Source organism: Paucibacter sp. DJ2R-2 (genome assembly GCF_025717675.1).
Classification (GTDB): Bacteria; Pseudomonadota; Gammaproteobacteria; order Burkholderiales; family Burkholderiaceae_C; genus Paucibacter_A.
The window spans coordinates 57,176-83,640 of the sequence record NZ_JAJIRT010000013.1 but is presented as its reverse complement, the minus strand read 5'-3'; the positions used below and the strand labels follow the sequence as shown (position 1 = coordinate 83,640).

Annotated in this window: 17 protein-coding genes; 11 read left to right on the top strand and 6 right to left on the bottom strand. The window is 65.0% G+C overall.

Features of this window, described 5'->3' with window-relative positions:
* Positions 1 to 209 precede the first annotated feature (209 nt).
* Positions 210 to 1,256, bottom strand: coding sequence for a LacI family DNA-binding transcriptional regulator (locus LNV28_RS22660; protein WP_263519957.1), 1,047 nt, complete (start codon positions 1,254 to 1,256; stop codon positions 210 to 212).
* A 160-nt stretch (positions 1,257 to 1,416) separates the two neighbouring features.
* Here LNV28_RS22660 and LNV28_RS22655 point away from each other — a divergent pair, with 160 nt between their 5' ends.
* The 8 genes from LNV28_RS22655 to LNV28_RS22620 all read left to right on the top strand — a co-directional run bounded on the left by LNV28_RS22655 (position 1,417) and on the right by LNV28_RS22620 (position 10,128).
* Positions 1,417 to 2,703, top strand: coding sequence for an extracellular solute-binding protein (locus LNV28_RS22655; RefSeq protein ID WP_263519958.1), 1,287 nt, complete (start codon positions 1,417 to 1,419; stop codon positions 2,701 to 2,703).
* Positions 2,700 to 3,611, top strand: coding sequence for a carbohydrate ABC transporter permease (locus LNV28_RS22650; RefSeq protein WP_263519959.1), 912 nt, complete (start codon positions 2,700 to 2,702; stop codon positions 3,609 to 3,611). Before LNV28_RS22655 ends, LNV28_RS22650 begins: the two co-directional genes overlap by 4 nt.
* Entirely contained in the window at positions 3,608 to 4,441 is an 834-nt protein-coding gene (locus tag LNV28_RS22645; protein ID WP_263519960.1) for a carbohydrate ABC transporter permease, read from the top strand. Before LNV28_RS22650 ends, LNV28_RS22645 begins: the two co-directional genes overlap by 4 nt.
* Complete coding sequence (locus tag LNV28_RS22640; RefSeq protein ID WP_263519961.1) at positions 4,441 to 5,811, top strand: GH1 family beta-glucosidase; 1,371 nt, start codon at positions 4,441 to 4,443, stop codon at positions 5,809 to 5,811. Before LNV28_RS22645 ends, LNV28_RS22640 begins: the two co-directional genes overlap by 1 nt.
* Before the next feature lie 17 nt (positions 5,812 to 5,828).
* Complete coding sequence (locus LNV28_RS22635) at positions 5,829 to 6,746, top strand: glycoside hydrolase family 16 protein (protein ID WP_263519962.1); 918 nt, start codon at positions 5,829 to 5,831, stop codon at positions 6,744 to 6,746.
* A gap of 149 nt (positions 6,747 to 6,895) precedes the next feature.
* Entirely contained in the window at positions 6,896 to 7,867 is a 972-nt protein-coding gene (locus LNV28_RS22630) for a family 1 glycosylhydrolase (protein ID WP_263519963.1), read from the top strand.
* Positions 7,864 to 8,907: an ABC transporter ATP-binding protein gene (locus LNV28_RS22625; RefSeq protein ID WP_263519964.1), complete on the top strand. Its 1,044-nt coding sequence runs from the start codon at positions 7,864 to 7,866 to the stop codon at positions 8,905 to 8,907. The genes LNV28_RS22630 and LNV28_RS22625 overlap by 4 nt, the downstream gene beginning before the upstream one ends.
* A gap of 102 nt (positions 8,908 to 9,009) precedes the next feature.
* Positions 9,010 to 10,128 carry an ABC transporter substrate-binding protein gene (locus LNV28_RS22620; RefSeq protein ID WP_263519965.1) on the top strand — a complete coding sequence of 373 codons (1,119 nt, stop codon included), beginning with the start codon at positions 9,010 to 9,012 and terminating at the stop codon, positions 10,126 to 10,128.
* Positions 10,129 to 10,168: 40 nt separating this feature from the next.
* On the opposite strand, the gene clsB is transcribed toward LNV28_RS22620, so the two are convergent.
* The 5 genes from clsB to LNV28_RS22595 all read right to left on the bottom strand — a co-directional run bounded on the left by clsB (position 10,169) and on the right by LNV28_RS22595 (position 15,102).
* Entirely contained in the window at positions 10,169 to 11,506 is a 1,338-nt protein-coding gene (gene clsB / locus LNV28_RS22615) for a cardiolipin synthase ClsB (protein WP_263519966.1), read from the bottom strand.
* Complete coding sequence (locus LNV28_RS22610; RefSeq protein ID WP_411970015.1) at positions 11,503 to 12,321, bottom strand: endonuclease/exonuclease/phosphatase family protein; 819 nt, start codon at positions 12,319 to 12,321, stop codon at positions 11,503 to 11,505. Before LNV28_RS22610 ends, clsB begins: the two co-directional genes overlap by 4 nt.
* Positions 12,318 to 12,806 (bottom strand): dihydroneopterin triphosphate diphosphatase, encoded by a 489-nt coding sequence (gene nudB / locus LNV28_RS22605; protein ID WP_263519967.1) that lies wholly within the window; start codon positions 12,804 to 12,806, stop codon positions 12,318 to 12,320. The genes LNV28_RS22610 and nudB overlap by 4 nt, the downstream gene beginning before the upstream one ends.
* Positions 12,807 to 12,928: 122 nt before the next feature.
* A complete protein-coding gene (locus LNV28_RS22600; protein WP_263519968.1) occupies positions 12,929 to 13,453 on the bottom strand; it encodes a hypothetical protein in 525 nt (174 codons plus the stop codon).
* A gap of 242 nt (positions 13,454 to 13,695) precedes the next feature.
* Complete coding sequence (locus tag LNV28_RS22595) at positions 13,696 to 15,102, bottom strand: CHASE2 domain-containing protein (RefSeq protein ID WP_263519969.1); 1,407 nt, start codon at positions 15,100 to 15,102, stop codon at positions 13,696 to 13,698.
* A gap of 266 nt (positions 15,103 to 15,368) precedes the next feature.
* On the opposite strand from LNV28_RS22595, the gene LNV28_RS22590 reads away from it, so the two are divergent.
* The 3 genes from LNV28_RS22590 to LNV28_RS22580 all read left to right on the top strand — a co-directional run bounded on the left by LNV28_RS22590 (position 15,369) and on the right by LNV28_RS22580 (position 26,429).
* The gene (locus tag LNV28_RS22590; protein WP_263519970.1) at positions 15,369 to 15,863 is read left to right on the top strand and encodes a hypothetical protein; all 495 of its coding nucleotides are present in this window, start codon (positions 15,369 to 15,371) and stop codon (positions 15,861 to 15,863) included.
* A 64-nt stretch (positions 15,864 to 15,927) separates the two neighbouring features.
* Complete coding sequence (locus LNV28_RS22585) at positions 15,928 to 17,592, top strand: ShlB/FhaC/HecB family hemolysin secretion/activation protein (RefSeq protein WP_263519971.1); 1,665 nt, start codon at positions 15,928 to 15,930, stop codon at positions 17,590 to 17,592.
* A gap of 29 nt (positions 17,593 to 17,621) precedes the next feature.
* On the top strand, positions 17,622 to 26,429 hold the full coding sequence (locus LNV28_RS22580) for a YDG domain-containing protein (protein ID WP_263519972.1): 8,808 nt from the start codon (positions 17,622 to 17,624) through the stop codon (positions 26,427 to 26,429).
* The last annotated feature ends 36 nt before the right edge of the window (positions 26,430 to 26,465 follow it).

Genomic DNA, 26,465 nt, shown 5'->3' with positions numbered 1-26,465 from the left:
TGTCTCCGGGTATTTTTTGAAGGTCTGCCCAATGAAACGCTTGAAAGCGCTTTCATTGCCATCAAGAATCGCGCATTTGCAAGCGCTTTCAAATTAGGCAACACCCTAGGTTGCCCCCTAGCCGCAACGCCAATCCCCTAGCTTGACCAGCCTGCAATCGGTTTCAGCGCATGTTCACGCGCCGGCTCGGCCGCAAGCCCGCCGCCGCCTCAACGAATCGCCCGGCGGACCGATTCGCGCAACACCAATTCCGGCGCCGCCAGCCGCACTGCAGGCGCTTCGCCACGCAGCAGGCTGAGCATGGCACCCGCCGCCTGCGCGCCCGTCTCATAGACGGAATGGCGCACCGTGCTCAATGGCGGCATGGTGTAGCGCGACATGATCAGGTCGTCAAAACCGACGATGGAGACATCGTCCGGCACACGCAGATTGCGCCGCGCCAGGCCCAGGATGGCGCCGTAGGCCATCTGGTCGTTGGAGCTGAAGATGGCGCTGAAGGCCACATCACGCTCCATCAAGCGGCTGATCGACAACATGCCGCCGGCCTCGGTGTAATCGCTCTGCACAATCAGCTCGGGCTCGACCGGAATGCCGGCGGCTGCCAAGGCATCCAGGTAGCCGTTCTGGCGGTCGATGGCGTCGTCATGGACTTGATCGCCGAGCAAAAGGGCGATGCGCCGGTGGCCCAGCGAGATCAAATGCTCGGTGGCCAGGCGGGCGCCGGCGCGGTTGTCAAAGCTGAAGCTGAACAGGCGTTCGCCCGTCACCTGCCGCCCCACCACCACCATGGGCACGCTGTCGGACAGGGCCTCCAGCTCCTGGTTGTCTAGGCGGCCGGCCAGCACGATGACGCCGTCCACGCGGCGCGACAACAGGGTCTCAATGGCCTTGCGCTCATCGGCCTCGTTCCAGTTGCCGCTGACGAACAAGGGCACATAGCCGGCCGCTTCCAGCTCCACCTCAATACCGCTGAGTGCCTCGCCATAAAAGGGGCTGCTGATGCGCTGGGTGACCACGCCGATGCTCATGGTGCGGCCGCCCGCCAGGCCGCGCGCCACCGGGTTGGGGCGGAAGCCGAGGCTGCTGATGGCTTCGTCCACCGCCGCCCGCTTAAGCGCGCTGACCGTGGCCGTGCCATTGAGGATGCGCGACACGGTGCTGGGCGAGACGCCGGCCCGGGCCGCCACCTGCTCGAGCGTGACGACGCCCTCGGCACGGCTTGACGGCGCTTTCTTGGCTGCGGGTTTGGCTTGCACTGAGGGTCCTTGACACGGGGGCTGGACAGTGTAGGCGGCCCCAAGCGCGACCCAACACCGGCTCCGCGCTTGCCCCACTAGGGTTTACGCGGCTTGGTGCGCCGAGCTGGCCGGCACAGAATCGTGAAAGCGCTTTCAAAGCGTCAACAAACAAAAAACAATGACACGAGACAAGTCCCCCGACACGCGTCGGCGCCAGTTGCTGGCTGCAGCGGCGCTCGCGCCTCTGACCCACAGCGCGCCGGCTCAGAGCGAACCGCCGCGCCTGGTTGTGGCGGCCTTTCCGCTGCTGGACCAGGTCATCAAGCAGGCCCTGCCCGCCTGGAGCCAGGCGCATGGCGGTGTGCAGGTCGAAGTGATCAGCCGCCAGTACGACGACCACCACACGGCCATGACCACGGCCCTGTCTTCGGCCAGCGCCAGCCATCTGCCCGATGTGATCGCGCTGGAGACCATGTATATGGGCCGCTTCTCGCTGGGCGCCGGACTGCAGGACCTGTCTGGCCCACCCTATCTGGCCGAAGGCCTGCGCGAGCGTTTCGTGCCCTTCGCCTTCGAGCAGGCGCGCAACCGCGAAGGCGCGGTGGTGGCGATTCCCGCCGACATCGGCCCGGGCTCGATGTTCTACCGCGCCGATGTGCTGGAGCGCGCCGGCCTGGGCCTGAAGGACCTGAGCGAAAGCTGGGAGGCTTACGTGCAAGCCGGCGTGCAGATCAAGGCCCGCACCGGCGCCTACCTGCTGGCCCATGCACGCTATCTGAAGGACATCGTGCTGTTCTCCAGCACCCCGGCCGGCCAGAGCATTTACTTCGATGCTCAGGGCCGGCCCAGCATCAGCAGCCCGCTGTTCCAGCGCGCCTTCGAGCTGGCGCAGAAGGTGCGGCGCCTGGGTCTGGACGCCATCGTCGACACCTGGCGCAATGACTGGAGCGAACACCTGCGCCGCGGCAAGCTGGCAACCGAGCTCTCGGGCGCATGGATGGCCAGCCAGATGGCCAAATCGGTGGCGCCCAACACCCATGGCCTGTGGCGCGCAGCCCAGCTGCCCGGCGGCAGCTTCGGCGGCTGGGGCGGCAGCTACTACGCCATCCCGCGCCGGTCCGACTCCAGCCGCAAAGCCCTGGCCTGGTCGCTGATCCAGCACCTGACCCTGAGCCGCGAGCTGCAGCTCAGCGCCTTCAAGAACCAGGACGCCTTCCCCGCCCTGCTCAGCGCCCAGGATGACCCCTTCTTCGACGAACCGGTCGATTTCCTCGGCGGCCAACGCGCACGCCAGTTGTGGCGCGAGGCAGCCCGCCGCATCCCCGCCCGCCCCCTGCACCGGCAGAACAAGTTCGCCGAAGAGGTGGTCAATGGCGAGCTCGACAACGTGCTGATCTACGGCAAGTCCATTCCCAAGGCCCTGGCCGATGCCCAGGCCTTGCTGGTTCACAGGGCCACACGATGATGATGAACAAGACGAGTCCGTCATTTCGCCTGCCCCGCGCCTGGGTGCCCTATCTGCTGCTCAGCCCTTTCCTGAGCCTGTTCGCAGTCTTCGGCCTGTTCCCGCTGCTGTTCTCGCTGTGGATGGCCTTCCAGAGCTGGGAACCCACGGCCGGGCTGGAGGCCATGCGCTTCACCGGCTTGGAGAACTTCATCTTCGTGCTCGGCGACGCCTGGTTCTGGAAAGCCCTGGGCAACACGCTCTGGCTGGCCGTGTTCTCGGGCCTGCCCCAGCATCTGGTGGCCCTGCCGCTGGCCGTCTTCATCAACCGCGCTTTCGGGCGCCACGGCCACAGCGTCGCGGCCGCCTACTTCCTGCCCTACATCACCTCGACGGTGGCCATCGCCATGATGTTCACGTCCCTGCTGTCCACCGACTACGGCCTGATCAATGCCATGCTCAAGTGGGCCTTTGGCATGGAGGCGATCAACTGGCTGTGGCAGCCGCAGACCCTCAAGCCGGCCGTGGCCATGGTGGTGTTCTGGCGCTATGTGGGTTTCAACCTGGTGCTCTACCTGGCCGCCCTGCAGACCATTCCGCGCGAGCTCTACCAAGCCGCCAAGCTGGACGGCGCGGGCTCCTGGTCCTGCTTCCGCTACATCACCCTGCCGGCGCTCAAGCCCATGATGTTGTTTGGAATAACCCTGAGCATCATCGGTGGCATGCAGCTTTTCGAAGAACCGTTCATTCTGACCAACGGCCGCGGCGGCCCCGACCAGGCCGCCATGACGGTGGCCATCTACGTCTACCGCCTGGCCTTTGACTTCAGCGACTTCGGCGCCGCCAACGCCATCTCCTGGCTGCTGTTCGCCCTGCTGGCCACCATGACCTGGCTGACCAACAAAGCCTTCAAGGACCGCAAGCCATGAGCCGCCTGACGACAAAAACTCTCTCACGCGGGGCCGCCTACCTGCTGGTGGGTGGTGGGGCCCTGCTGATGCTGGCGCCCTTCTACTTCATGTTTGTGTTCGCCACCCAATCGAACGCGGCCATCTTCAATGTGCCGCCGCCGCTGTGGTTCGACGGCGAACTGGGCCGCAATCTGCAGACCCTGACCACCCGCCTGCCTTTCTGGCGCAATCTGGGCTGGAGCCTCTATGTGGCGCTGATGTCCACGGCTCTCACCCTGCTGTTCTGCTCCATGGCCGGCTATGCCTTTGCCATGCTGGAGTTCCGCTTCAAGCAGCCGCTGTTCCTGCTCGTCATGGGCACCCTGCTGGTGCCCCCCTTCATGACCATGATCCCCAACTTCATGGTCATGGACGCCCTGGGCTGGCTGGACACCCACCGCGCGCTCTACATCCCCGGAGCGGCCGGCGCCTTCGGCATCTACCTGGTGCGGCAATTCGCGGCCGCCTCGGTGCCCATGGAGCTGCTCAAGGCCGCGCGCATGGATGGCTGCAGCGAGTTCGGCATCTACTGGCGCATCGCCCTGCCCCTGCTGCGCCCGGCCCTGGGCACCCTGGGCCTGATCACCTTCATCGCTTCCTGGAACAACTTCATGGCCCCGCTGGTGGTGCTGCGCCAGGCCGAGAGCTACACCCTGCCCCTGGCCCTGCGCAGCCTGCAGGCCACCGTCAACACCGAGTGGGGAGCCATCATGGCCGGTTCGGCCATTGCGACTCTGCCCCTGATCGTCCTCTTCGTCATTTCATCCCGCCAACTGATCGCCGGTCTGACCGCTGGCGCCGTCAAATAATGTCCGCTGCAACTCACACCCCCACCTCCACAGCTGACGTTCCCGCCAGCTTCCCGGCCGACTTCCTGTTCGGCGTGGCCACCAGCAGCTTTCAGATCGAAGGCGCGACCCATGTCGACGGCCGCGGCGAATCGATCTGGGACCGCTTCTGCCGCCAGCCCGGCGCCATCTCCGATGGCAGCAATGGCGACATCGCCTGCGAGCATTTCGATCGCCTGGAGCAGGACCTGGACCTGATCGCCTCGCTGGGCGTCAACTGCTACCGCTTCTCGCTGGCCTGGCCGCGCATCCAGCCCACGGGCCGGGGTGAGTGGAACGCCGCCGGCCTGGGCTTTTACGAGCGCCTGGTCGACGGCCTGCTGGCGCGCGGCATCAAGCCGGTCGCCACGCTTTACCACTGGGACTTGCCGCAAGCCCTGCAAGACCAGCAAGGCGGCTGGGCTGCGCGCGACACGGTGCACCGCTTTGTCGACTACGCCCGCCATGTGCAAAAGCATCTGGGCGACCGGCTCTACGCCCTGTCCACCCACAACGAACCCTGGTGCACCGCGACCCTGGGCCATGATCAAGGCGTGCACGCGCCGGGCCTGCGCGACCGCGCGCTGGCGGCTCAGGTTTCGCACCACTTGCTGCTCAGCCACGGCTTGGCCATGCAAGCCATGCGCGCCGAAGGCGGCTGCAAGAACCTCGGCATCGTGCTGAACATGGGCCCCAGCGTGCCCGCCACTGCCCACCCGGCCGACATCGCCGCCGCCCGCCTGGCCGACGCAAAGAGCCGCCGCTGGTACAGCGACCCGCTGTTCAAGGGCGAGTACCCGGCCGAAGCCCTGGCCGACCTGGGCGCCGATGCCCCCAAGATCGAGGCCGGCGACATGGCCGCCATGCGCGCGCCCATGGACCACCTGGGCATCAACTACTACACCCGCTATGTGGTCAACGCCGACGGCAAGCCCTGGGTCGCGCGCGAGCACGGCCTGCCCGCTTCGGACATGGACTGGGAGGTCTACCCCGAAGGCCTGACCGACATCCTCTGCCGCATGCACGCGGATTACCCCGACATGCCGCCGCTCTACATCACCGAGAACGGCGGCGCTTTCCCCGACCAGACCGTGGTCGACGGCCATGTGCACGACCTGGACCGCCTCGACTACCTACGCACCCACATCGCCGCCACCGCCGAGGCCCGCCGCCGTGGCGTGCGGGTGGACGGTTATATGGTGTGGAGCCTGATGGACAACTTCGAATGGGGCTTTGGCTACTCCAAGCGCTTCGGCATCGTCCATGTCGACTACGAAACCCAGGTGCGTACGCTCAAGGCCAGCGCGCTCTGGTACCAAGACCTGCTGCGCCAGTGGCGCGCCCAAGGTTGAAGCCGGAGGATGCCCTCATGATGCACAAGAATCTGCACCCCAGCCGGCCGCTGATGGCGGCCCTGGCCTCTTTGCTGGTCGCTTGCGGTGGCGGTGGTGCGACGGCATCACCGTCCCCAGCGCCCGCGCCTGCGCCCGCACCGTCACCAGCCCCCGCCCCCGCTCCAACACCAGCGCCGTCAAACCGCTGGACCCTGGTCTGGTCCGATGAATTCGAAGGGGCCGCCGGCACCCTGCCCAATGCCAAGCATTGGAACTACGACCTCGGCAACAAGGAAAGCAATGGCTGGGGCAACCACGAGCTGCAGTACTACACCGCTGCCGCCCGCAATGCCGCACTCGACGGCCAGGGCCATCTGCTGCTGCGGGCCGAGAAGCAAGCCAACGCCGGCCCGTGCTGGAACGACAAACCCTGCGAGTACAGCTCGGGCCGCCTGCGCAGCGACGGCAAGGTCAGCTTCAGCTACGGCAAGCTGGAAGCGCGCATCAAGATTCCCGGCGGCCCCGGCATCTGGCCGGCCTTCTGGACCCTGGGCGAAGACAAGCTGCCCTGGCCCGCAGCCGGCGAAATCGACGTGCTGGAGAACATCGGCAAGGAGCCCAACAACGTCTACGGCACCGTCCATGGTCCCGGTTACTCCGGCGCCCAGGGCATTGGCAAGAAGTACAGCGCCGCGCAGCCGATTTCCCAGGATTTCCATGTCTTCACCCTGATCAAACGCCCGCAAGAGCTGGTCTGGCTGATTGACGGCGTCGAGTACCACCGCCTCACGCCCGCCGGCCTGCCCGCCGGCGCGCCTTGGGTGTTCGAGCGCGCCTTCTTCGTCATCCTCAATCTCGCCGTCGGCGGCGACTGGCCCGGCAACCCCGACGCCAGCACGCCCTTCCCGGCAGAGATGCAGGTCGACTGGGTACGCATCTACAAAGAGGACTGAAGCGTGAACGTTTTTCTACTGCGCGGCCGCCATGCGTCCTTGGCCCTCGCTCCGGAATCCTCACGTACATCACAGTACGTTCCGGCTCCTGCGCTCCGTCCGCCTAGCCTGACGGCCGCTCGCGACGAAAAACAAGCACCTAACAGATCATGCTGCGCATGCTGAGCCACGACTTCACGCCGGTACTCACGCACGGCGGCGTGTCCGCACGCGCTGCCGGCCAGGGCCAGGAGCCGGAAGGCACAGCCTGCCATTTCGCCATCGACTGGTCACGCATCTACCCCAAAGGCGTGGGCGCCCGCGCCGATGCCGCCAGCTTGGGAGAGGTCTCGTGCGAGGTCGACCGCATGCTGGCGCAAGGCCTTCAGCCCTGGGCCACCCTGCACCGGGGTCAGCTGCCGCCCGCCCTGCTGGAGCAAGGCGGCTGGTTGAAGCGCTCAACCATCGGCGCCTTTGCCGACTTCGCCCGCCTGATGGGCGAACAGCTGGGTGATCGGGTGCGGCATTGGATCACTCACGACGACGCGGGCCATGCAGCCCTGGACTTGAACGCCGCGTCGGGTGTCGACTCACGAACATTGCACCGCGCCTTGCAGAACAGCCACCATCGCCTGATCAGCCATGGGGAAGCACTGCGTGCCCTGCGCAGCGCAGCCCCGGGTGCGCAGGTCGGCCTCATCCTGAGCCTGCAGGCGATTCGGCCGGCCAGCCACCGAGCCGCCGACCTGGCCACGGCCCTGCGCCAAGACGGCCTGCGCAACCGCTGGTGGCTGGACCCGCTGTTCGGCCGCGGCTACCCCATGGATGTGCTCCAGACCCTGGGCGTCGACGCGCCCATCGTGCTGCCCGGCGATCTGCGCAGCATGGCCAGCCCCTGCGACTTTCTCGCCATCCGGCCCCAGCGCCACGAACAGCATGCCTCCTTCGGGCCTGAATCCGAAGTCGACGCGGCCCGCATCCTCGAGCTGCTGGAACGCGTGCACCACGATTACACGCCGCCAGCGCTCTATCTGATCAGCCCCGAGGCCTCGGCCCCAAGCCCAGCGCGGACCTCGGCCCACCTCATGCCCAGCGGCCCCTCGCCGCGCTCCTTCCCTCGCACCGAAAGGGTCTCGTTTTGAGCCGCGTCTGCATCCAAGGCCTCAACATCCGCTTCGGCGGTCACGAGGTCATCCGTCACCTCGACCTCGACGTCCAGTCCGGCGAGTTCCTGGTTCTGCTGGGCCCCTCGGGCTGCGGCAAATCGACCCTGCTGCACAGCATTGCCGGCCTCAACCCGATCAGCGGTGGCCGCATTCTGATCGGCGACAAGGACATGAGCCAGGCCGAGCCCAGCGCCCGCGGCGTGGGCATGGTGTTTCAGAGTTATGCGCTCTATCCGCATATGAGCGTGCATGACAACCTGGCCTTCCCGCTCAAGATGGCCGGCCTGCCCAAGCCCGAGATCGAAGCCCGGGTGAAGCGCGCCGCCGCCATGCTGCAGCTGGATACGCTGCTGGAGCGCCGCCCGGCCCAGCTCTCCGGCGGCCAGCGCCAGCGCGTGGCCATCGGCCGCGCCGTGGTGCGCGAGGCCAGCGTGCTGCTGCTGGACGAGCCGCTGTCCAACCTCGACGCCAAGCTGCGCACCGAGCTGCGCCGCGAGCTCAAGCAGCTGCATGCGCGCCTGGGCAACACCATGATTTATGTGACCCACGACCAGGTGGAGGCCATGACCCTGGCCACCCGCATCGTCGTGATGCACGAGGGCGCGATCCAGCAGATCGGCACACCGGCCGAGGTCTACGAGCGGCCGCGCACCTTGCGCGTGGCCAGCTTCGTCGGCTCGCCGACGATCAACCGCCTCGCCGGTCAGCTGAGCGGTGGCCAGTTCCAGACCGGTGCGCTGCAGCTGGCCGGGCCGACCGCAGCCAGCGCCGGCCCGCTGACCCTGGGCGTGCGGCCCGAGGACGTGGTGCTGGGCGCGGGCCAGCCCTTCGAGGGTCAGGTCGAGCTGATCGAGCCACTGGGCAGCCAGCATCTGCTCTGGTTGCGCAGTGGCGAGCACCTGATCTGCGCCGTGCTGCCAGGCCAGCCCGCGCTGCAGGCCGGCGATCGCCAGCATTTTGGTTTCGACGCGCGCCGCCTGCATTGGTTCGACGCCCAGGGCTTGCGCGTGGATTGAAGCCGGTCGAAACAGCCGACGAAGGTCGCGGCAGGCGGATGGCCGCAAAGGGACAGACAATCAGGCCGTCCAAGCTTTCGCGCCACCCACCCCGGCCCCGCCATGCCCTGCCTCTTGCGAACCGCCCTGCTGGCCTGTTTCACCGCTGTGAGCGGTCTCCTGGCGGCGCCCGTGCAAGCCCAGACGGTCAGCTTTATCAACCCGGGCCATGCGGACGAGGCCTTCTGGCGCAGCGCCAGCCAGGCCATGGAAGCAGCGGCGCGCAGCCTGGGCATGAAGCTGGAGGTGCTGTACGCCGAACGCCAGCCTGAACGCGCCCTGGCCCTGAGCCGCGAACTGGCGGCGCGGCCGCGCGAGCAACGCCCCGACTATGTGATCCTCAGCAATGACAAAGGTGTGCTGGTGGAGTGCGCCCAGAATCTGGCCGCCGCCCGCATCAAGAGCTTTGCGGCGTTCTCGGGCCTGCTGCCCCAGGAGCTGAAACGCTGGAGCCCGCGCAACGGCTTGCCTTTGTTGATGGGCAGCCTGGAGCCTCGGGCGCAAGACGCCGGCTATCTGAGTGCCAAGGCCCTGATCGAACAAGGCCTGGCGCGTCAGATGCACGGCAGCGATGGCCGCCTGCATCTGATCGCCATCGCCGGAGACCGCTCAACGCCGAGTTCCATTCAGCGCAACCAAGGCCTGCGCCAGGCCCTCGCCGAGCACCCGAAAGTGGAGTTGGACGCTCAGGCTTTCGCCGACTGGCGCCGCGACCTGGCGCGCGAACGCATGCAAGGCCTGCTGCAGCGAAGCCATGCGCCCCAGCTGGTCTGGACGGGCAGCGACCTGATGGCCTTCGGCGCCATGGAAGCCGCCGAAGCGCGCGGCCTGACGCCCGGCCGGGAGCTGCTGTTCTCGGCCATCAACACCTCGGACGAGGCCATGCAGGCGGTGATCGCCGGCCGCCTCAGCGCCCTGGCTGGCGGCCACTTTCTGACCGGCGCCTTTGCCATGGTGCTGTTGCACGACCTGTACCGCGGCCGCGATTTCGCCGACGAAGGCCTGGTGCTCGAGCGCCCCATGTTCATGCGCTTTGACAGCGCCGCGGCCCAGCGCTTTCTGGCCCGGCCCAGCCTGACCGAGCTCGACTTCCGCCGCTTCAGCAAGCTGCACAACCCGCGCCTGCGCCGCTACAACTTCGGCCCGCAAGGCTTGCTGGACGGTAGCGCTGCGGCGCCATGAGATCACCCGGCGCGATCTGGTATCGCCCCGGCAGCGCGATCTAGTATCGCCCTGCCGCTCCTGCCACGCGCAGGTAGACGTAGGCGGCCCAGGCCACCAGGGCCCGCCGCAGCACCGCACGCAGACCCTGACCGACCCGGTGCTCGCGGTCCACCTGATGCGAGCACTGCAAAGCCTGCTCAAACTCGGCCGCCACCGCACGTGAGAAATCAGCATCACGGACGATCACATTGGCTTCCAGATTGAGCAGCAGGGACAGGGGGTCGATGTTGGAACTGCCCACGGTCGCCCAGCTCTCGTCCACCACGGCCACCTTGGCGTGCAAAAAAGCCGGTGTGTACTCGTAGATTTCCACGCCGTGGCCCAGCAGCTCGGTGTAGAGCGCCTGGGCCGCCATGCCAGCGAGCAGATAGTCCACCTTGCCCTGCAGCAGCAGGCGCACCCGCACGCCACGCCGGGCGGCGTCACGCAGGGCGCGGCGGAAAGCGTGGCCGGGGTAGAAGTAGGGCGTGATCAGGTCCACCCGTGTCGAGGCCGAACGGATGGCATCAATGTAGGCGCGCTCGATGGTGCGGCGCTGACGCAGGTTGTCGCGGAGCACAAAGGCCGCGCACACGGGGGGCAGGTCTTGCCCTCGCAAGGCCTCGTCTGCGCCGGCGCGCTGACGCCTGCGCAACCAGTGGGCACGCGGCATGCGCAGGCCCTGCACCAAGCGGCGCAGGCGCGAGAGCGGCTCGCGGCTGCGCACCAGAGCGCGCAGCTCCTCGCCGAAATCGCGGCCCAGCCAAGCGCGCGTCCAGACCGCCCGCGCCGCCTGCTCCATGGGCAGCACGGCCGGGCCGGTCAGCGCCACGGCAAAATCCAGGCGCGGCTGTTCGGTGGCGCCGTGGTTGAGATCCATGCGGTCGCCGATGACATTGATGCCGCCCACAAAGCCCTGCTCACCATCAACCACGCAGAGCTTCTGGTGCAAGCGCCGCAGCTGCCCGGGTTGCAGCCAGCTGTACCAGCGATCGATGGGCCGAAACACGGCCAGGGCCACACCGCTGCCCTCGAACTGCGCGTTCAGCCAGTCCAGCGAGGCCTTGCTGCCGAATCCGTCGACCACCACCCGCACCCGCACCTGACGCGCGGCCGCCGCACGCAAGGCCGCGGCCAACTCGTGCCCGGCCTCGTCGTGATGAAAGATGTACGTGGCCAACCAGACCTCACGCCGGGCCGCGGCAATGGCCTCAGCCTGCAGGGGGAACAAGGCATCGCCGCCGCGCAGCAGCTGGAGCTGGTTGCCGCCGCTGAACTCCGGGCTGGGCTGGGCGTGCCAGGACAGCAAGGATTCATGCTCGGTGCCGACATCGTCGGCCTGGGCCGCCCCGCTCACACCTTCTCCAGCTCCAGCTCAGCCAACAAGGGCAGGTGGTCGGACATGCGCGCCCAGACCGGGCCCTTGGGCACCTGCATGTTCACGCAGCGCAGGCCGCGCGTGTAGATGCGGTCGAGCGAAAAGAAGGGCAGGCGCGAGGGAAAGGTGGCATAGCGCGAGCGCCCATGGGGCGCCACGGCCCGCTGCAGGCCACGCTCGCGCATGGGTGCGTCCAGACGCTCACCCCAGTCGTTGAAATCACCGGCCACCAGCAGCACTGCATCGGCCGGCACATGGTGCTGGATGAACTCCGCCAGACGCTGCACCTGGCGCACGCGGCCGCTGTGCATCAGGCCCAGATGCGCCACCACAGTGTGGATCTCCTGGCCCTGCCACTGCACCGGCACATGGAGCAGACCGCGCTGCTCGAAGCGGTGGTCGGAGACATCGTGATGGCCGATGTCACCGAGCGGAAAACGCGAGAGCAAGGCATTGCCATGCTCGCCATGCTTGGTCACGGCATTGGTGCGGTAGGCGACCTCATAGCCATCGGGCGCCAGAAACTCGGCCTGCCCTTGATCGGGCCAGCCGAACCAGGTGCGCTGGAACTCCTTGGCTTCCTGGTGGTGGAAATGGCGTACCTCTTGCAGGAACACCAGGTCGGCATCGAGAGCAGCCACGCCCAGGCCCAGGTTGTGGATCTCCAGGCGCTTCTGCGGGCCCATGCCGCGCACGCCTTTGTGGATGTTGTAGGTGGCCACACGCAGGCGCGGCGGCGCACTGGCGGCCGCGCTGTCATGTTGGACCGAATTGCTGAAAGCATTGCCCTTCATGCCGGCATCCTCACAAAGTTCGGCAGTTGCAGCACCGCCTCGGCATTGGAGGGCGAAAAGCACAAATCGGCCGCCTCGCGCAGCGGCAGCCAGCGGTACTGAAGATGCTCGCGCGGTTCCAGGCGAACGGCCGTGCCGGCCGGCACGGTCAGACCGAAGACATGCTCGGTGTTGCGTGTCACGCCGGGCGCATAACGGTGGCGCCAGACGGGATAGATTTCGTACTCATTGGCCAGACCCCAATCACGCAACAGGCCCTGGCTGGCCTCGATGCCGGTTTCTTCCTGCACCTCGCGGCGGGCAGTCTCGGCAATCGGCTCGTCCAGCGCATCCTTGGAGCCAGTCACGCATTGCCAGAAACCGGGCCGGTCGGCCCGCTCCAGCATCAGCACCTGCAGATCGGGCGTGTGAATGACCACCAGCACCGATTCCGGGATCTTGTAGGGGCGTGTTGCAAGTGGTTCTGCTGGAGTCGTCGCGCTCATGGCTGAAGCATAGCCCAGGGACTGTGACGTCATCCCTCTGTCTCGGTGAACGCGAGCAGCGTCAGTTTGCCGCGCTTGCAAGCTCCCATCTGCCAGCACCGCCCCAAGCCATCGGCGAGTACTCAGCGCAGATGTTTGAGCACCAGTTCCCGGTTGGTGCTCAGCCGCAGTCGCTCATACAGCACTGCTTCAGACAGCCAGCGCTGCTGCTCCTCCAAGCCGGCTGCGGCCATGTCCTTCAGGTTGCCGTCCAGTGCGCTGACCTGGTCCTCGGAGACCACCATCCAGCGCATGCTTTCGCGTCGCTCGGCGCCATGCAGATCAAGCTGATAGGCCTCACCCGCCTTCATCAGCTTGCGCGGGACGACCACCGGCTTGCCAGCGCGAACCTGGATGCGCGACAACTCCATCTGGCTGTCGCTTTGCAGCCAAGTGATGATCAGCTCGACATCAGTACCTGCACGCGCGTCCAACATCAAACCCTCTGCGGGCACATAGACCTGGGGCAGGATGGCGCGCATATGGCCGGCCCGCTTGGCCTGCCGATTGCCGGTCAACTCGCTCCAGACGGTCCCCAGGGCCTGGTCATCGGCCTGATCCTGCAGAAAACCCACAGCGCCTTGCTCGCCGATAGGCGTGATGTGCATCTTTCCATCCTTGCCCAGCCAACTCGCTTGCGCCTTGCCCGACAGCAAGCGGACTGACGCACAGTCTCGCGCTTTGAACACGGGGGACCGCTCCCCTTCACTGCTCATGACCTTGGCGTCACGGTCCCCCAGGACCAGGCACGAAGCGGACCACGCCACCTGACTACCCAGAGCGGCCACCCCAAACACCACGATTGCTCTTGATAGATGTCTGAACACCATTCCACTCTCCGTGATTGAACTCATGACAACTGCTGCTTGAGCAACAGCCCGAAGGACAGCAAGGGCAAGCCGAATTGCACCAGCAGCGCCAGTGCCGACAAGCCGCCCTCCAGCCATCGTCGACGCGCCGAAAGTGCTGCCCAAGGTGCAAGCACTGAGTCCTGCGCCCGCCATGGCAGGCATTGCTTGACACTCTGCCATTCCGCCTGCAAGGGCAAAGGTGTGACCAGCAGGGCATCCACCTCGTGCGCCATGCCCCCGTCCTTTGCCCCTCGACGAATATCGTCGCGCCCCCAATTCCAGCTCAATGCCACCGTCACCAGGGTGATGACCACCACCGAACTTGAGGGGATCCAATAGCCGCTTGACGCCCACAAGGCACCCAGCGCCCAACTGACCCACGCAATGCAGGCGCAAACGACGAGCAGCAGCAACAGCGGACGCACGCCGTGATCCAGAAAACGGTGCCCTGGCAAGAGCCCGGTCGCGCCCCCTCGCGCGACGCGCCGCAGCCGCATGCTGATGCCGGCGGCCAACATCGTCATCGCACTCACCACACCCCAGGCGAAGGCCGTCTGCAACAAGTAAGGCGCCTCACGTTCTCCACGCACATGCCCCGCCAAGCCCGCCGCATGCACCTGCACGCCGAATCGGTCGCCAAACGGGGTTTGGAAAACGTCGTCCTTGCCCCACATGCCACCAATCACCACCCATTCCGGTTCCAGCGCATCGATCATCTGAGCCAATGCGCCCAAATCGCCACTGAATGGCACCGTCGTGCCTTCGGCCAATTCGTGAGGCGATAAAGCCATGCGGCGCAGTTCGGTCGGCGCTTCGGGCGCCAGACATTGCTGTTGCTGCCGCCAAGCGGTATCCGCAAGTGCGCTTCGATATTGATGGTCCATCCTGACATAGCCGAATTCCGTGGACACAGCAGGCAAGGCAAAGCTCACGCCTTGCCGACAAAGCCGCGCGCGCCAGGCTGCGCGAGCGGACGAGTCAGCCTGTGTCGCCCCGTCTGCAGTGACCAGAACCCAGCGCGATCCCGCCGCACTCAGCACCTGCTCCAGCCGCTGCGCATGGGCCAACTGCCGGGTCGGCGCCAAATCGATATCGACCACAATTCGCCGCGCCTTGCCCGCATGGGCAGCCACGGTTTCCAGCAAGTCTGCGAGGTGATCCTGGCGCAAGGGCGACTGTCCATCGAAGAAGCCCTGAAACGCCTGGTCATCTATGCCGATGACCAGCACGCGCGCGTCCTTGCGGGTATCGGGCGTCAGTGCGGCTGCGCGCCGCACATCGACAGCCTGCAGGCTGCTGTTCAGATACTTGCCAACCCCCAGTGAGCCCAGCAAGGTCAATGCCGCGCCCGTCACCAGCGAGGCACGCATGGAACGCAGCCCCGCCCTCAGCAGTGCCAGCTGCATTTGCTTCAAAGCAGTCCACCATTTCGCCAAACCCACCTCCACGACCGACCTGACTGTTGTAAAAAGCTCAATCGCCCCGTGCCAGCAAAACACTTTTCCTTACATCTCAGTCAATATACTTTCCAAAGCATCCACTCGGCGTCGCATGAGCCAGTTGGGCATGCTGTTTCAGTACGACCGAAGAGCCGCAGTGGTTCGAAGTTTGAACTTCCCGCGCCGAGCACAAGGCTCCAGTGTCGAGATATCAACAAGACCATCTACACACAATGCGCATCTCCACACTGAGCACCCTGACTGCCCTGGCTCTACTGAGCGGCTGCAGCCACATCCCTCAAGCACCCAACACGACTGCCGGCCAATCAGGTGAAAGCCCCGATGCGCGCGTGCATCAGACGCCCAAGCCGATGACCGAAAAACGCCAAGTCACCTTCGTCGACCTGGACAGTTTTGACAAATCCATGGAGCAGGCGCTGGCGAGCGGTGCGGAAGAAGTCGAGGTTGTCTTCCTCGCGCCCGTGTCCCCCAACGCGATTCCCCCGCGCCTGGGCCGCTGGCTCAACACGCTGCAAGAGCAGGGTGGCAATGTCAATGTGCAAAACGAAAACCGCACGCGCAGCCTGTCCTTGCTGGCCACCTTGGCAGACGCCGTCTACTCCGCTTGGAAGGACATGCGCCAGAAAAACCTGGTCAAAAACGTCGATGCCGACATGCAGGTCAACAGCTCCGAGATCAAGAAGCTCAGCTTCAAGCGTCGCGGTTAAGTCCTGCCCTAACCTGTTGGCCCATCGCACTTGCCGCTGGCAGGCTTGGGCCGGGTTCAAACCCATGAGCTCACCGACCATGCCCAACAAGCCCTTGTCGCACACCTTGACAGCCTGCGCCTGTCTGCTGGCCCTGCATCACGCATCCGCCACGGCGCAGGCGACCACAGCGGCAGCGTCCACGCCGCCCACCGCTGAAAGACCGGCTGCTTCTCGGGCCTCGATCCAAGGTTTCGAGGTGCAAGGCAACACCCTGTTGCCGCGCGAACTCATTGAGCAGCGCCTCATCGATTTCAAGGGTGAGGCCGATCTCAAGCGCATGCGCGATGCCGCAGCGGCCTTGCAAGACCTGTATCGCAAGGGCGGCTATGGCGGCGTGATTGCCTTCTTGCCTGAACAGACATTGGACCAAGGGGTGCTGCGGATCCGTGTCGTCGAGGGCCGCCTCGAGCGCATCGAGGTGACGGCGGGCCAGTATTTCGACCGCGACAACCTGCTGGCCAGCCTACCGACTTTGCAAGTCGGCCAGACGCCGCAGGTGCGCCTCATCGACGCCCAAATTCAGATGGCCAACGAAAACCCGGCCAAGAATGTGCAGGTCTTGCTGCAACCCGGCAGCGAGCCCGGCCGTATCGTCGCCAAGGTCAGCATCAAGGAGCAAACCGTGCAACGCTGGTATGCCCGGGCCGACAACACCGGCAGCGAACGCACCGGCCGCTGGCGCGCCGCAGCCGGCTGGCAACATGCCAACCTCTGGGGCCAGGACCATGTGCTCAACACCGAGTTGCAAACGGCCCCCGAGCACCCCTCGCAGGTGCTGGTGTTCAGTGGCAACTACCGCGTCCCTCTGTACGGCCGGGCCATGAGCATCGACGCCTATGGAGCATGGTCCAACGTTGACGGCGGCAAGTCCGGCACCGCCGCCGGCGACTTGGAATTTTCCGGCAAGGGTCATGTGCTGGGCCTGCGCGTCAGCAAGTACCTGCAGCGCATCGGCAATGTCGACCAGCGCCTGCACATCGGCCTGGAGCATCGCGACTACCTCAACAGTTGCCGCATCGAAGGCCTGCCTGCCGGTGCCTGCGGCTCTGCCGGTGCCAGCATCCGGCTTCAGCCCGTCACGCTCAACTACACCGTGCAGACGGAAGGTGTGTACCGGACCGGTCTGAGCCTGGGCTGGAGCCACAATTTCGGCTGGGGCGGCAACCATGCCAGCAAAGCTGATTTCGAGGCCCTGCGCCGCAGCGCCAAGCCTCGCTATGACCTTTTCAAGGTCAATGCCAATGCCAGCCTTCCCCTGGGAAGCCTGGGCCGCTTGCAAGTGCGCTTGGCGGGTCAACACACCACGCAGCCCTTGGTCGCCGGAGAGGCCTTCGGCCTGGGAGGCGCCATGAGCGTGCGAGGCTTTGAAGAGCGCGAACTGGTGGGCGACATCGGCATGCAAGGCTCGATCGAGTTCTGGGGAAACAACCTGGCCGAACCCCTGGGCCTCAGCCAAGCCGCCCTGGTACCGCTGCTGTTTGCTGATGCCGGTTATGTCAGCAATGTGGACGGCGCGCCCTGCCAGCCAGGTCAGACCACCTGCCGTATGGGCTCGATCGGCGCCGGACTGCGCGTGGAATGGCAAGGCGCACAGCTTCGCCTGGACTGGGCCGTACCGGCCAACAGCACCACCAGCACGCACCGTGGCAACAGTCGCCTGCACCTGGGCCTCAGCTACAACTTCTGATCAGAACATCCGCCGGGAGATCCCTCACCATGGCTAGCCAATCGCTTCGCTCGCACCTCCATACGCAGCATGTCGCTCAGGCCTCGCGCGTACGCAGCCGCCGGCTGCGCATCACCCGACTCACCCAAGCACTGCTCGGCTGCGCCATTCTGACGCCGGCCTTTGCTGGGCCTACCCTCAACGCCAACACCCTGCCCAGCGGCATGCAGGTGCAAAACGGCCAGGCCTCGGTCATGACCCAGGGCCATCAGATGACGGTGCGCAACAGCCAGGGTGCGATCCTGAACTGGCAAAACTTCTCGATCGGCAGCGGCGCCAGCGTCTACTTTGACCAGAGCAACAGCAGCTCCAAGGTGCTCAACCGCGTGCTGGGCAACGACCCTTCGCAGATCCTGGGCCAGCTCAGCTCCAACGGCCAGGTCTGGCTGCTCAACCCCAATGGCGTGCTGTTCGGCCGCGATGCCCGCGTCGATGTGGCCAGCCTGGTCACCTCCACGCTGCGGATCAATGACAACGATTTCCTGGCGGGTCGCTACCGCTTTGAGAGCCAAACCGGTGATGCCGGCGTGCTGCGCAACGAGGGCGTCATCCGTTCCAGCCTGGGCGGCCACGTCGTGTTGCTGGGCAGCCGGGTCGAGAACGCGGGCAGCATCGAGGCACCCCAGGGGCAGGTGGCGTTGGCCGCGGCGCGCCAGGTGGAACTGGTGGACACAGGGGCGCCGAACCTGCGGGTGCAGGTCGATGTGCCGGCCGGTGAGGTGCTGAACCTGGGGCAGTTGCAGGCCCATGGGGGCCGCATCGATGTGCATGCCGCCACGGTCAATCAGCAGGGCCTGGTCAAGGCCGACACCTTGAGCACGGACGCACAAGGCCGTATCGTGCTCAAGGCCAGCGAGGTGCTGAATCTGGCGGACAGCAGCCAGATCCGTGCCGACGGACTCACGGGCGGCACCATCCAGCTCGATGCAAGCCAAGGCACGGCCTGGGTGCGGGGGCAAGTCAGCGCCCAGGGTAGCCAGGGCCAGGGCGGTGAGCTCAAGCTGCTGGGCCAGCAAATCGGCGTACTGGACGGCGCACAACTCAATGTCAGCGGCCAGTCCGGCGGCGGCACGCTGCTGGTGGGCGGCGGAGCCGAGGGCAAGGACGCCTCCGTGCCCAATGCCCGTGCGGTCTATGTGGGTGAGCAGGCCAGCCTGAGCGCCGATGCGCTCAAGCAGGGCCAGGGCGGCAACATCGTGCTCTGGTCCAACGAGGCCACGCGCGCCTATGGCCGCTTCAGCGCCAAGGGCGGCGCCCAAGGAGGCGATGGCGGCCTGGTGGAGACCTCCGGCGGCTGGCTGGATGCCCGGCCGGCCGGCATGAGCCTGCAGGCCCCAAATGGCAGAGCGGGGACCTGGTTGCTGGATCCGAACAACATCACCATCAGTGATGGTGTTCCGGACACCAATATCAGCGCCGGGCCGACGTTCACGTCGACCAACGACAACTCGGTCATCAACACTGCCACCATTGCCGCTGCGCTCAACGCAGGCAACTCGGTGACGATCAGCACGGGAGTGGCCGGCACGAGCAACCAGGCAGGCGACATTGATGCGTCGATGTCTCTGATTGTCACGCCACCTTCAGCGGTCAGTTTGACCTTGCGCGGCCACCGGGACATCTGGCTGCACGACAGCACCATCACCGCGAACGGGTCCCCGCTAAGCCTTAGCTTGCAGGCTGCGGGGTCTGGCAAGGGCGCCGTCAACGTTTCAAACGTAGCTTTCAATTCATTGGGCGGCGATCTCTTCCTTGGCGGAACGCTCGCCATCCAGTTGCCGATACCGGGCTCCGGATTCACGGCAAACACCTACGCTGCTGCACGTGACTTTGATGCAACTAACGCCGACTTGCCTCGGATGAATATGCCGGACATAGGCACGGCTGGAGTAATCGTGGTGGACTCTCAGTTGCGGCTGGGCTCCGGACGATTGACCGCGTACGGTGTAGGGCCGCTTGGCGGGGTCGATGTGAGGAGATCGACCATTGAAGCAAAGAGCCTTGAAATGGTGGCGTCAGCCACGGGCGGCGTGGGCGCGCCCAATGGTGGCGGCAACGTCTTCGCTCAGTCCCGCTTCAGCATTTCTGACAAGGTCGACATCTCGGCATTCGGGCGCGGTTATGGCTTGCACATTACGGGCGGCTCCACTTTTTTGGTGGGTAGCAGCCTGACTCCCGCCACCCAGGTCAACATTCGAGGGGATGGAAATGCCAGCGACGGCGTTTGGATCGAGTCGGCGGCTGGTCAAGTGAGCCCAGTGCTGACATTGAACTCCAATGCGGTCAACATTACAGGTACCAGTACATCGGCGACAGGCAACCGGGCTGGCGTGCGTGTCACAGGAGTTCTCGGCTCACCGACATTGGATCTATCGGGCAGTACGGCCGCCAACGTGTTCGGCACTGTTCAAGGGACAGGCAACGCCATTCGATTGAGTTCCGCCAGCGTGCTGGGCCCCACCGGAAATGGCGCGGCATTGCAATTGAGTGCGTTCGGTGTTGGGGGCGTCGGAAAAGTCAGTCTTCTCAACTCACAAGTGAGTGCATCAGGCGCCTTAAGAATGAGTGGACAAGCCGTCTGGCTGGAACAGAGCCAAGTGGTCAATGGCAGCAATCCGCTCACAATCACGGCCACTACAAGCGGCAACAATCCGCTGGGAGTTTTCGTTACAGGGTCGACTCTGAAGTCGGGTGGGGGCGCGATCGACCTCGGCAGTGGCTTGGTCGCTAACGATTCAGTAGCGGCCGTGAATGTCTACAACTCTGAACTCGATGCTGGTTCAGGCGCCATCAGTATGCGGGGCAATAGCAATGCTGCACGAGGCATCATGCTATGGGGCAACGCAAGATTGAAAGCCGGCTCTGCAGTTTTTGACGCCAAATCCAGCGTCGGCAACGGATTTGAAACTCAGCAAGGTGCGACTTTGCTGACCACCGATCTTTCAATCGGCGGCACCAGCACGGCCGGTGCGGGCTTTACGGGCGTGAACCTCCGCACTGATACGACGATTGGATTAAATGGCCGCGGATCAGCGGACATCAATGGCGACAGCGCTCTACTCACCGGTACCTCGGTGACGGGCGATGCGAGCCATTTCAACATCACGACGACCGGCTCGATTCAGGCACGCAGCAGCAGTTTCGACTTCAGCACTGGCAGTGGCACGCACATCAAACTGACTTCAGACTCGGACGCCAATGGCAAAGGGAGTGTCAGCTTGATTCCTCTGACCGCAAAAACCGGTGGTGGAGACTTCACCGTGACCGGCGGGGCCGGCGCGGCAACGGGCATTTACAGCACCAAGCCTGACGGCAGTGCAGACGGCAGCTACAACCCTTCGGTGGACTCTACTTCGGGAATTGTCATCTCGAACTTCGCACTGGATGCCGGCCAGGGCGCCGTGACGTTCAACGCCCAGGGCGCCAAAGACGGGCGCACTGGCAACAACGCTGCGGTCTCGGCGATGCCGCTCTTCAACGGCGGCAGCATCAAGGCTAAGCAGTTCAATATCAACGCAACCGCAGGTGATGAAGGCAATGGTCTGCTGATCATCACCGCCGCCAACGCCCCGCTCAATATCACGGCGGACCAGGTCAGTTTTGTCGGCAAGGCCAGCAATACGGCAGCCCAGAATTGGGCAGGTGTCTACATTGAGTCGCCAGGAGCGGCCTGGACGATTTCAGACCAGTTAACAGTCACTGCGCAAGACTCGCGTGCGGCTTTTAGCTTGATGAACATCACCGCGCCGCATGTCCTGCTGAGCGGCACAGACGGCCTGTCCCTCTACCAGAGCCGATTCGTGAGTCAGGACTTCACTGGCACCAGCGGCGGTGGACCGACCCCTGCCGGTGCCATGGCGAGTGTCGTTGTTGAGGGCAGCGACATCCGGACCACGAGCGGACACCTGAACCTCGGCATGAGCAGCAATACAGCCTCGGCCCAAAGCAGCCGCGGCTTGTTCATTCAGGATTCCACGCTGAGTTCCGCGAAGGACATCCATCTGGACGGCCGCAGTGTCACGGACACCGCCGTGCTCATCAAGCGCGGTAGCAACCTTACTGCCGCGGGAAGCATCGTCATCGAGGGCAAGGCCGGTAACAGTGGAGATGGCGTGTCCATCACCGGCGCCAACTTGGTGGCACGGTCGGTCGATTTGATAGGCCAGGGCAGCGTGACAGGGGACGGTATCTTGCTTTCGGATGGCAGCTCCACGAGCATCAAGAGCACCGATCTGGCGATGCTTGGACAAGGGGGGCGCACTGGAATTGCCTTTGCTGGCAACTCAAGTACAGGAATTGAAACCGTGGGCCAGGGGTATGTAACGATCCGCGGTGGTTCGATCAGTATGGACCGGACCCAAATGACGGGCGATCCGGTCAGTTTCGATCTGAACATTTCGGGCTGGCTGGATTTCCGCAACAGCCAGATCAACTACGGCTCCAGCATTGCCTCGCCGGTCAAACTGCAAAGCGCATCTCTGTCGATGATCGACAGCAGCATCTCCACGGTCGGCGGTATTGCACTTCAGGCGGGCACATCTGGCTGGGAGGCGATCTATTTGGAGAAATCCGCACTGCGTAGCAGTGGCGCGGGCGACCAGATCCGACTCGAAGGCCTGAACGGTGCGCCAGCCCAGCGTGGCACGCAAGGCGATGGCAAGGGCACGGGAATTTGGCTGCGTAACGGCGCGGTACTAGAGGCGCCGGGTACCGGTAGCCAGATCGTCATCAACGGCAAGGGAGGCGCCAATGGCGGTGTGGGCGTGACCCTGAACGGCGCCCAGCTGCAGGCGGGCGCGGTGCAGATCACGGGCCAAGGCGTGGCCGATGCCGGTGACGTCTACAACGCCTTCGGCGTGGTTGCAGCCGCTTCGACCGATGGGCTGAACACCCCCACTCGCATCACGACACAGCAGCTGACCGTGGACGGGCGCAGCGATGCTGCGGCAACATCAGACCGCAAGGCGGGTGTCTATTTTCTAGAAGGGGCCACCGTCCAACTGACCGGCCACAAGGCCTCGACGGTGAGCGGGGACAGTGTTTTCCTGCGCAACACCACCGTCAGTGGGGACGCCTCGGCTTGGACCATGTCGAGTGGCGACTCGATGCGCTCTCAAAACTCGACGTTTGACTTCAGCACGGGAACAGGAACCTCCGTGTCCTTCCTGGCCGATACAGACGGCAATCAGCTGGGTCGCGTACGCTTGAATAACGCCCAAATCAATACGGGCGGTGGCGACTTCAAAGCACAAGGCGTTGGCACCCATGGCAGCGACCCGAATCCATCGCTCGTACTCAACGGCGGGAGCGGGCTTTATCTGGATGGGGGTAGTTCCATCAACGCCGGACAGGGGCGCCTAGACCTTGTCGGATCAGGATCATGGGGCGTGGTATTCAGTGGCGCTGCACCGATCACCCTGCTCGCGGACGCTATCAATATCCAGGGCAAGCGGCATGCCGATATGCCGGCAAATTCTGTGACCAGTGGCGTCATGGTCGGTGAATTCGCCACCAACACATTCACCCCCCTGAACATGAAAGCCCGCAACATCACCGTGTCGGGCACGGGCGCTGCTTACAACGCCACCGAGAACGTGGCCTCGCTGGGCATGAGCCTCTATTCCACCGGCACCTGGGAGGCCAGCAACCAGCTGAGCATCAGCACCGATGCCGGCGGACTGGAGTTCGGCGGCCTCATTCTCAAAGCCCCCACCATCAGCATCAGCTCGGCCGAGCAGATCGACAGCCAGCGGGCCCAGATCCTGGGCGGCAGCACGGTCAGCATGACGGCGCTGGGCGGCAGCGACCCGAGCAAGGCCTTCGGCATCCGCATGGGCCAGGGCATGACCGTGCAGGGCGACACCATCACCCTCAAGGGCACAGGCCGAGGTGAGTCCGGCGTGATCCTGCAGGATCTGGGCGGCAAGCTCGAGGCGGGCACTGCGCTCAACATTGAAGGACAGGATGCCACCAATCTGGTCGATGGCTTCCGGGCCGGCGGTGACTGGCAGCTGCGCGCAGGAGACACCCTTGCCATTACCGCGACAAACGGCCTGACCCTGACAGCAACGAATGCACAGCAAGGGCTGCCCATTCCCAGCTATGTGGCCGGCAAGCGGCTGCAGCTCGAAGTCAGCAACGATCCAGGTGGCACCGTGTCCGCAACGGAGGCGGCGGACTTCAGTGCCGTGATTGCGGGCATGCCCTCAACGGCCGTGACATCTCTGAAACTGGGCAGCACCAATGCCGTGGTGGTGGACGGCGCCATCACCGCCCCGTCTCGGCTGGAATTCGCCATCGACACCCTCACTCTGGGCAGCCAGGGCAGCATCCAGTCCACCGCCAGTGGCGATGCTGTCGTGCTCAAAGGCTTCAGCGCTCCGGGCATGCAGGCCTTTGTCAACCAGAGCGGCAGCGACGCCTTGCAGACCCCGAACGGCCGCTGGCTGGTGATGAGCAACAGCCGGGCGAGCAGCCAACCCGGTGGCTTGGCACAGGACTTCACGGTCTTCAACGCGGGTCAGCACCCGATCGGGCAGGACAGCAATGGCAACTACCTGACCCCCGCCGCCGGCCATGGACTGATCTTCACGACCAGTGCGGCCTCGGTCAGCGGCGCCGCGCTGCAGGGCCACCAGAGCAAGGTCTACGACGCCAGCACCACGTTGACGCTGGATCCGCTGAACTGGACCACCCTGGGCCTGATCAGCGGCCACACCTTGCAGCTCAACGGCAGCACCACCGCCACCATAGCGGACAAGAACGTGGGCCAGAACAAGGCCGTGACACTCAGCCCCGCCAGCCAGTTCAAGGTTTCTGACGCCGCCGGCAAGCCCGTGTTTGGCTACGAAGCCCCGGTGTTCACAGCCGACATCACCCCCGCCACGCTGAACCTGAGCGGTGTGCAGGCGCAGGACAAGGTGTACAACGGCGGCACCGCCGCCATCGTCACCGGCAGCCTCAGCGGAGCCTTTGCCGGTGACCAGGTCAGAGCCACCCTCAGCGGCAGCTTTGCCGACAAGAACGTCGGCCAGGTCAAGCCCGTGACCGTCAGCGCACAGCTCGGCGGCAGCGACGCCAGCAACTATGTGCTGAGCGCCCTCGGCAACAGCAGTGCCAGCATCACCCCCGCCACACTGAACCTGAGCGGTGTGCAGGCGCAGGGCAAGGTGTACGACGCCGGCACCGCCGCCATCGTTACCGGCAGCCTCAGCGGAGCCTTTGCCGGTGACCAGGTCAGCGCCACCCTCAGCGGCAACTTTGCAGACAAGAACGTCGGCCAGGCCAAGGCCGTGACGGTCAGCGCCCAGCTCAGCGGCGTCGACGCCCACAACTATGTATGGGCCGCCCCGGGCAATACCCGAGCCAGCATCACCCCGGCCCAGCTGCTCTATGTGGCCGATGCCGCCCAGATGGTCGCCGGCCAGGCCCTGCCAGGCTTGAGCGGCAGCGTCAGCGGTTGGCTCGGCGGCGACTCTCTGGCCAATGCCAGCACCGGCCAGCTGCTGTGGTCTGCACCCGCCAATGCCGCAGCCGTGCCCGGCAGCTACGCCATCACCGGCAGCGGCCTGAGCAGCCAAAACTACCGCTTCGCCCAGGCCCCGGGGAACACCTCGGCCCTCACCGTGTCCGTTCCGGCCACGCAGGACCCTACCACCCAAAGTACCCAGGTGGTGACGAACTCGGCCACACAAGCCGTCAGCATTCCCACCCTCATGTCCACGCCCTTTGAGGGTCGGGTGCTGGACGCCATCCCCGCTTTGGGACATAGCCTGGACGAGAGCAAGCCCTCGTTCGGCTCCATCAACACCAGCAGCATGAGTCGCGCCGAACTCATCACCCTGCTGGCCGCCCGGGCGGCCTATAAGAAGAAACTGTTTGCCGACACCCTGCATAAGCTGCAGCTCGATCCCAGCTTGGCTGATGTGCGCGCCTGCGCCAATATCGCTGAGTTGAGTGCAGGCGATTGCTTGCTGACCGAGTCGCTCAAACGCGAGATCCGCGCGGCGCAGGCGCTGGAATCCCTGCAGCGCAGCAAGGCACGCAAGGTGCGCCAGGCCGAACTGCCCTCCATCGAGCGCAAGGTGGCCCTGGTGATCGGTATCAACGATTACAGCGACAAGCGTGTACCCGGCCTGGAAAGCGCAGTGCCGGATGCCCGCGCCATCCATGAGCTGATCGAGCAGCAGCTGGGCTACGAGGCCGTGGTTCTGGAAAACGCCAGCAAACAAAGCATCATCACAGCGCTTAACAAGATCGCGCTGGAGGCGGGGCCCAACGACTCGGTGATGATTTACTACGCCGGCCATGGCGAAGTCCTGCCCACGAGCGGCATGGGCTATTGGCTGCCAGCCGACGCCAGGGTCGACAAGCCGCAAAGCTGGCTGTCAAACGCTGACATTGCCCGCATGGTCGCCTTGATCGGCGCCAAGCAGGTGATGCTGGTGTCGGACAGCTGCTATTCCGGCACCTTGGCAGGCACCGACCGCGTGCAACTCGCCGGCAACCTGGCCGCCGATGATCTGCTCAGTCGCAAAGCGGTGGTGGTGATGTCCTCAGGCGGCAACGAGCCCGTTTCGGATGAGGGGCGCGATGGTCATTCGGTGTTTGCCTGGCACTTGATGCAAAAGCTCCGCGAAACCACCGCCTGGCAAGTTGGCAGCCAGGCTTTCGCCCAGGTGCGCGATGCCGTGCTCAAGGACTTCCCCCAAACCCCTCAATACGGTGCCGCCCGAGCCGCAGGCCACCAGGACAACACGGACTACGTCTTTGAGCGCCGCCAGACTGACAAGCAGTGAAGATGCCAGCAGGCATTCATGGACATCTGGGTTGGT

Excerpts from the sequence above, each read along its gene's own strand:
- LNV28_RS22655 (WP_263519958.1), top strand. The coding sequence starts at position 1,417 with ATGACACGAGACAAGTCCCCCGACACGCGTCGGCGCCAGTTGCTGGCT.
- LNV28_RS22585 (WP_263519971.1), top strand. The coding sequence starts at position 15,928 with ATGAGCTCACCGACCATGCCCAACAAGCCCTTGTCGCACACCTTGACA.
- LNV28_RS22645 (WP_263519960.1), top strand. The coding sequence starts at position 3,608 with ATGAGCCGCCTGACGACAAAAACTCTCTCACGCGGGGCCGCCTACCTG.
- LNV28_RS22640 (WP_263519961.1), top strand. The coding sequence starts at position 4,441 with ATGTCCGCTGCAACTCACACCCCCACCTCCACAGCTGACGTTCCCGCC.
- LNV28_RS22650 (WP_263519959.1), top strand. The coding sequence starts at position 2,700 with ATGATGATGAACAAGACGAGTCCGTCATTTCGCCTGCCCCGCGCCTGG.
- nudB (WP_263519967.1), bottom strand. The coding sequence starts at position 12,806 with ATGAGCGCGACGACTCCAGCAGAACCACTTGCAACACGCCCCTACAAG.
- LNV28_RS22620 (WP_263519965.1), top strand. The coding sequence starts at position 9,010 with ATGCCCTGCCTCTTGCGAACCGCCCTGCTGGCCTGTTTCACCGCTGTG.
- LNV28_RS22610 (WP_411970015.1), bottom strand. The coding sequence starts at position 12,321 with ATGAAGGGCAATGCTTTCAGCAATTCGGTCCAACATGACAGCGCGGCC.
- LNV28_RS22630 (WP_263519963.1), top strand. The coding sequence starts at position 6,896 with ATGCTGCGCATGCTGAGCCACGACTTCACGCCGGTACTCACGCACGGC.
- LNV28_RS22600 (WP_263519968.1), bottom strand. The coding sequence starts at position 13,453 with ATGCACATCACGCCTATCGGCGAGCAAGGCGCTGTGGGTTTTCTGCAG.
- LNV28_RS22580 (WP_263519972.1), top strand. The coding sequence starts at position 17,622 with ATGGCTAGCCAATCGCTTCGCTCGCACCTCCATACGCAGCATGTCGCT.
- LNV28_RS22590 (WP_263519970.1), top strand. The coding sequence starts at position 15,369 with ATGCGCATCTCCACACTGAGCACCCTGACTGCCCTGGCTCTACTGAGC.
- LNV28_RS22595 (WP_263519969.1), bottom strand. The coding sequence starts at position 15,102 with ATGCAGCTGGCACTGCTGAGGGCGGGGCTGCGTTCCATGCGTGCCTCG.
- LNV28_RS22635 (WP_263519962.1), top strand. The coding sequence starts at position 5,829 with ATGATGCACAAGAATCTGCACCCCAGCCGGCCGCTGATGGCGGCCCTG.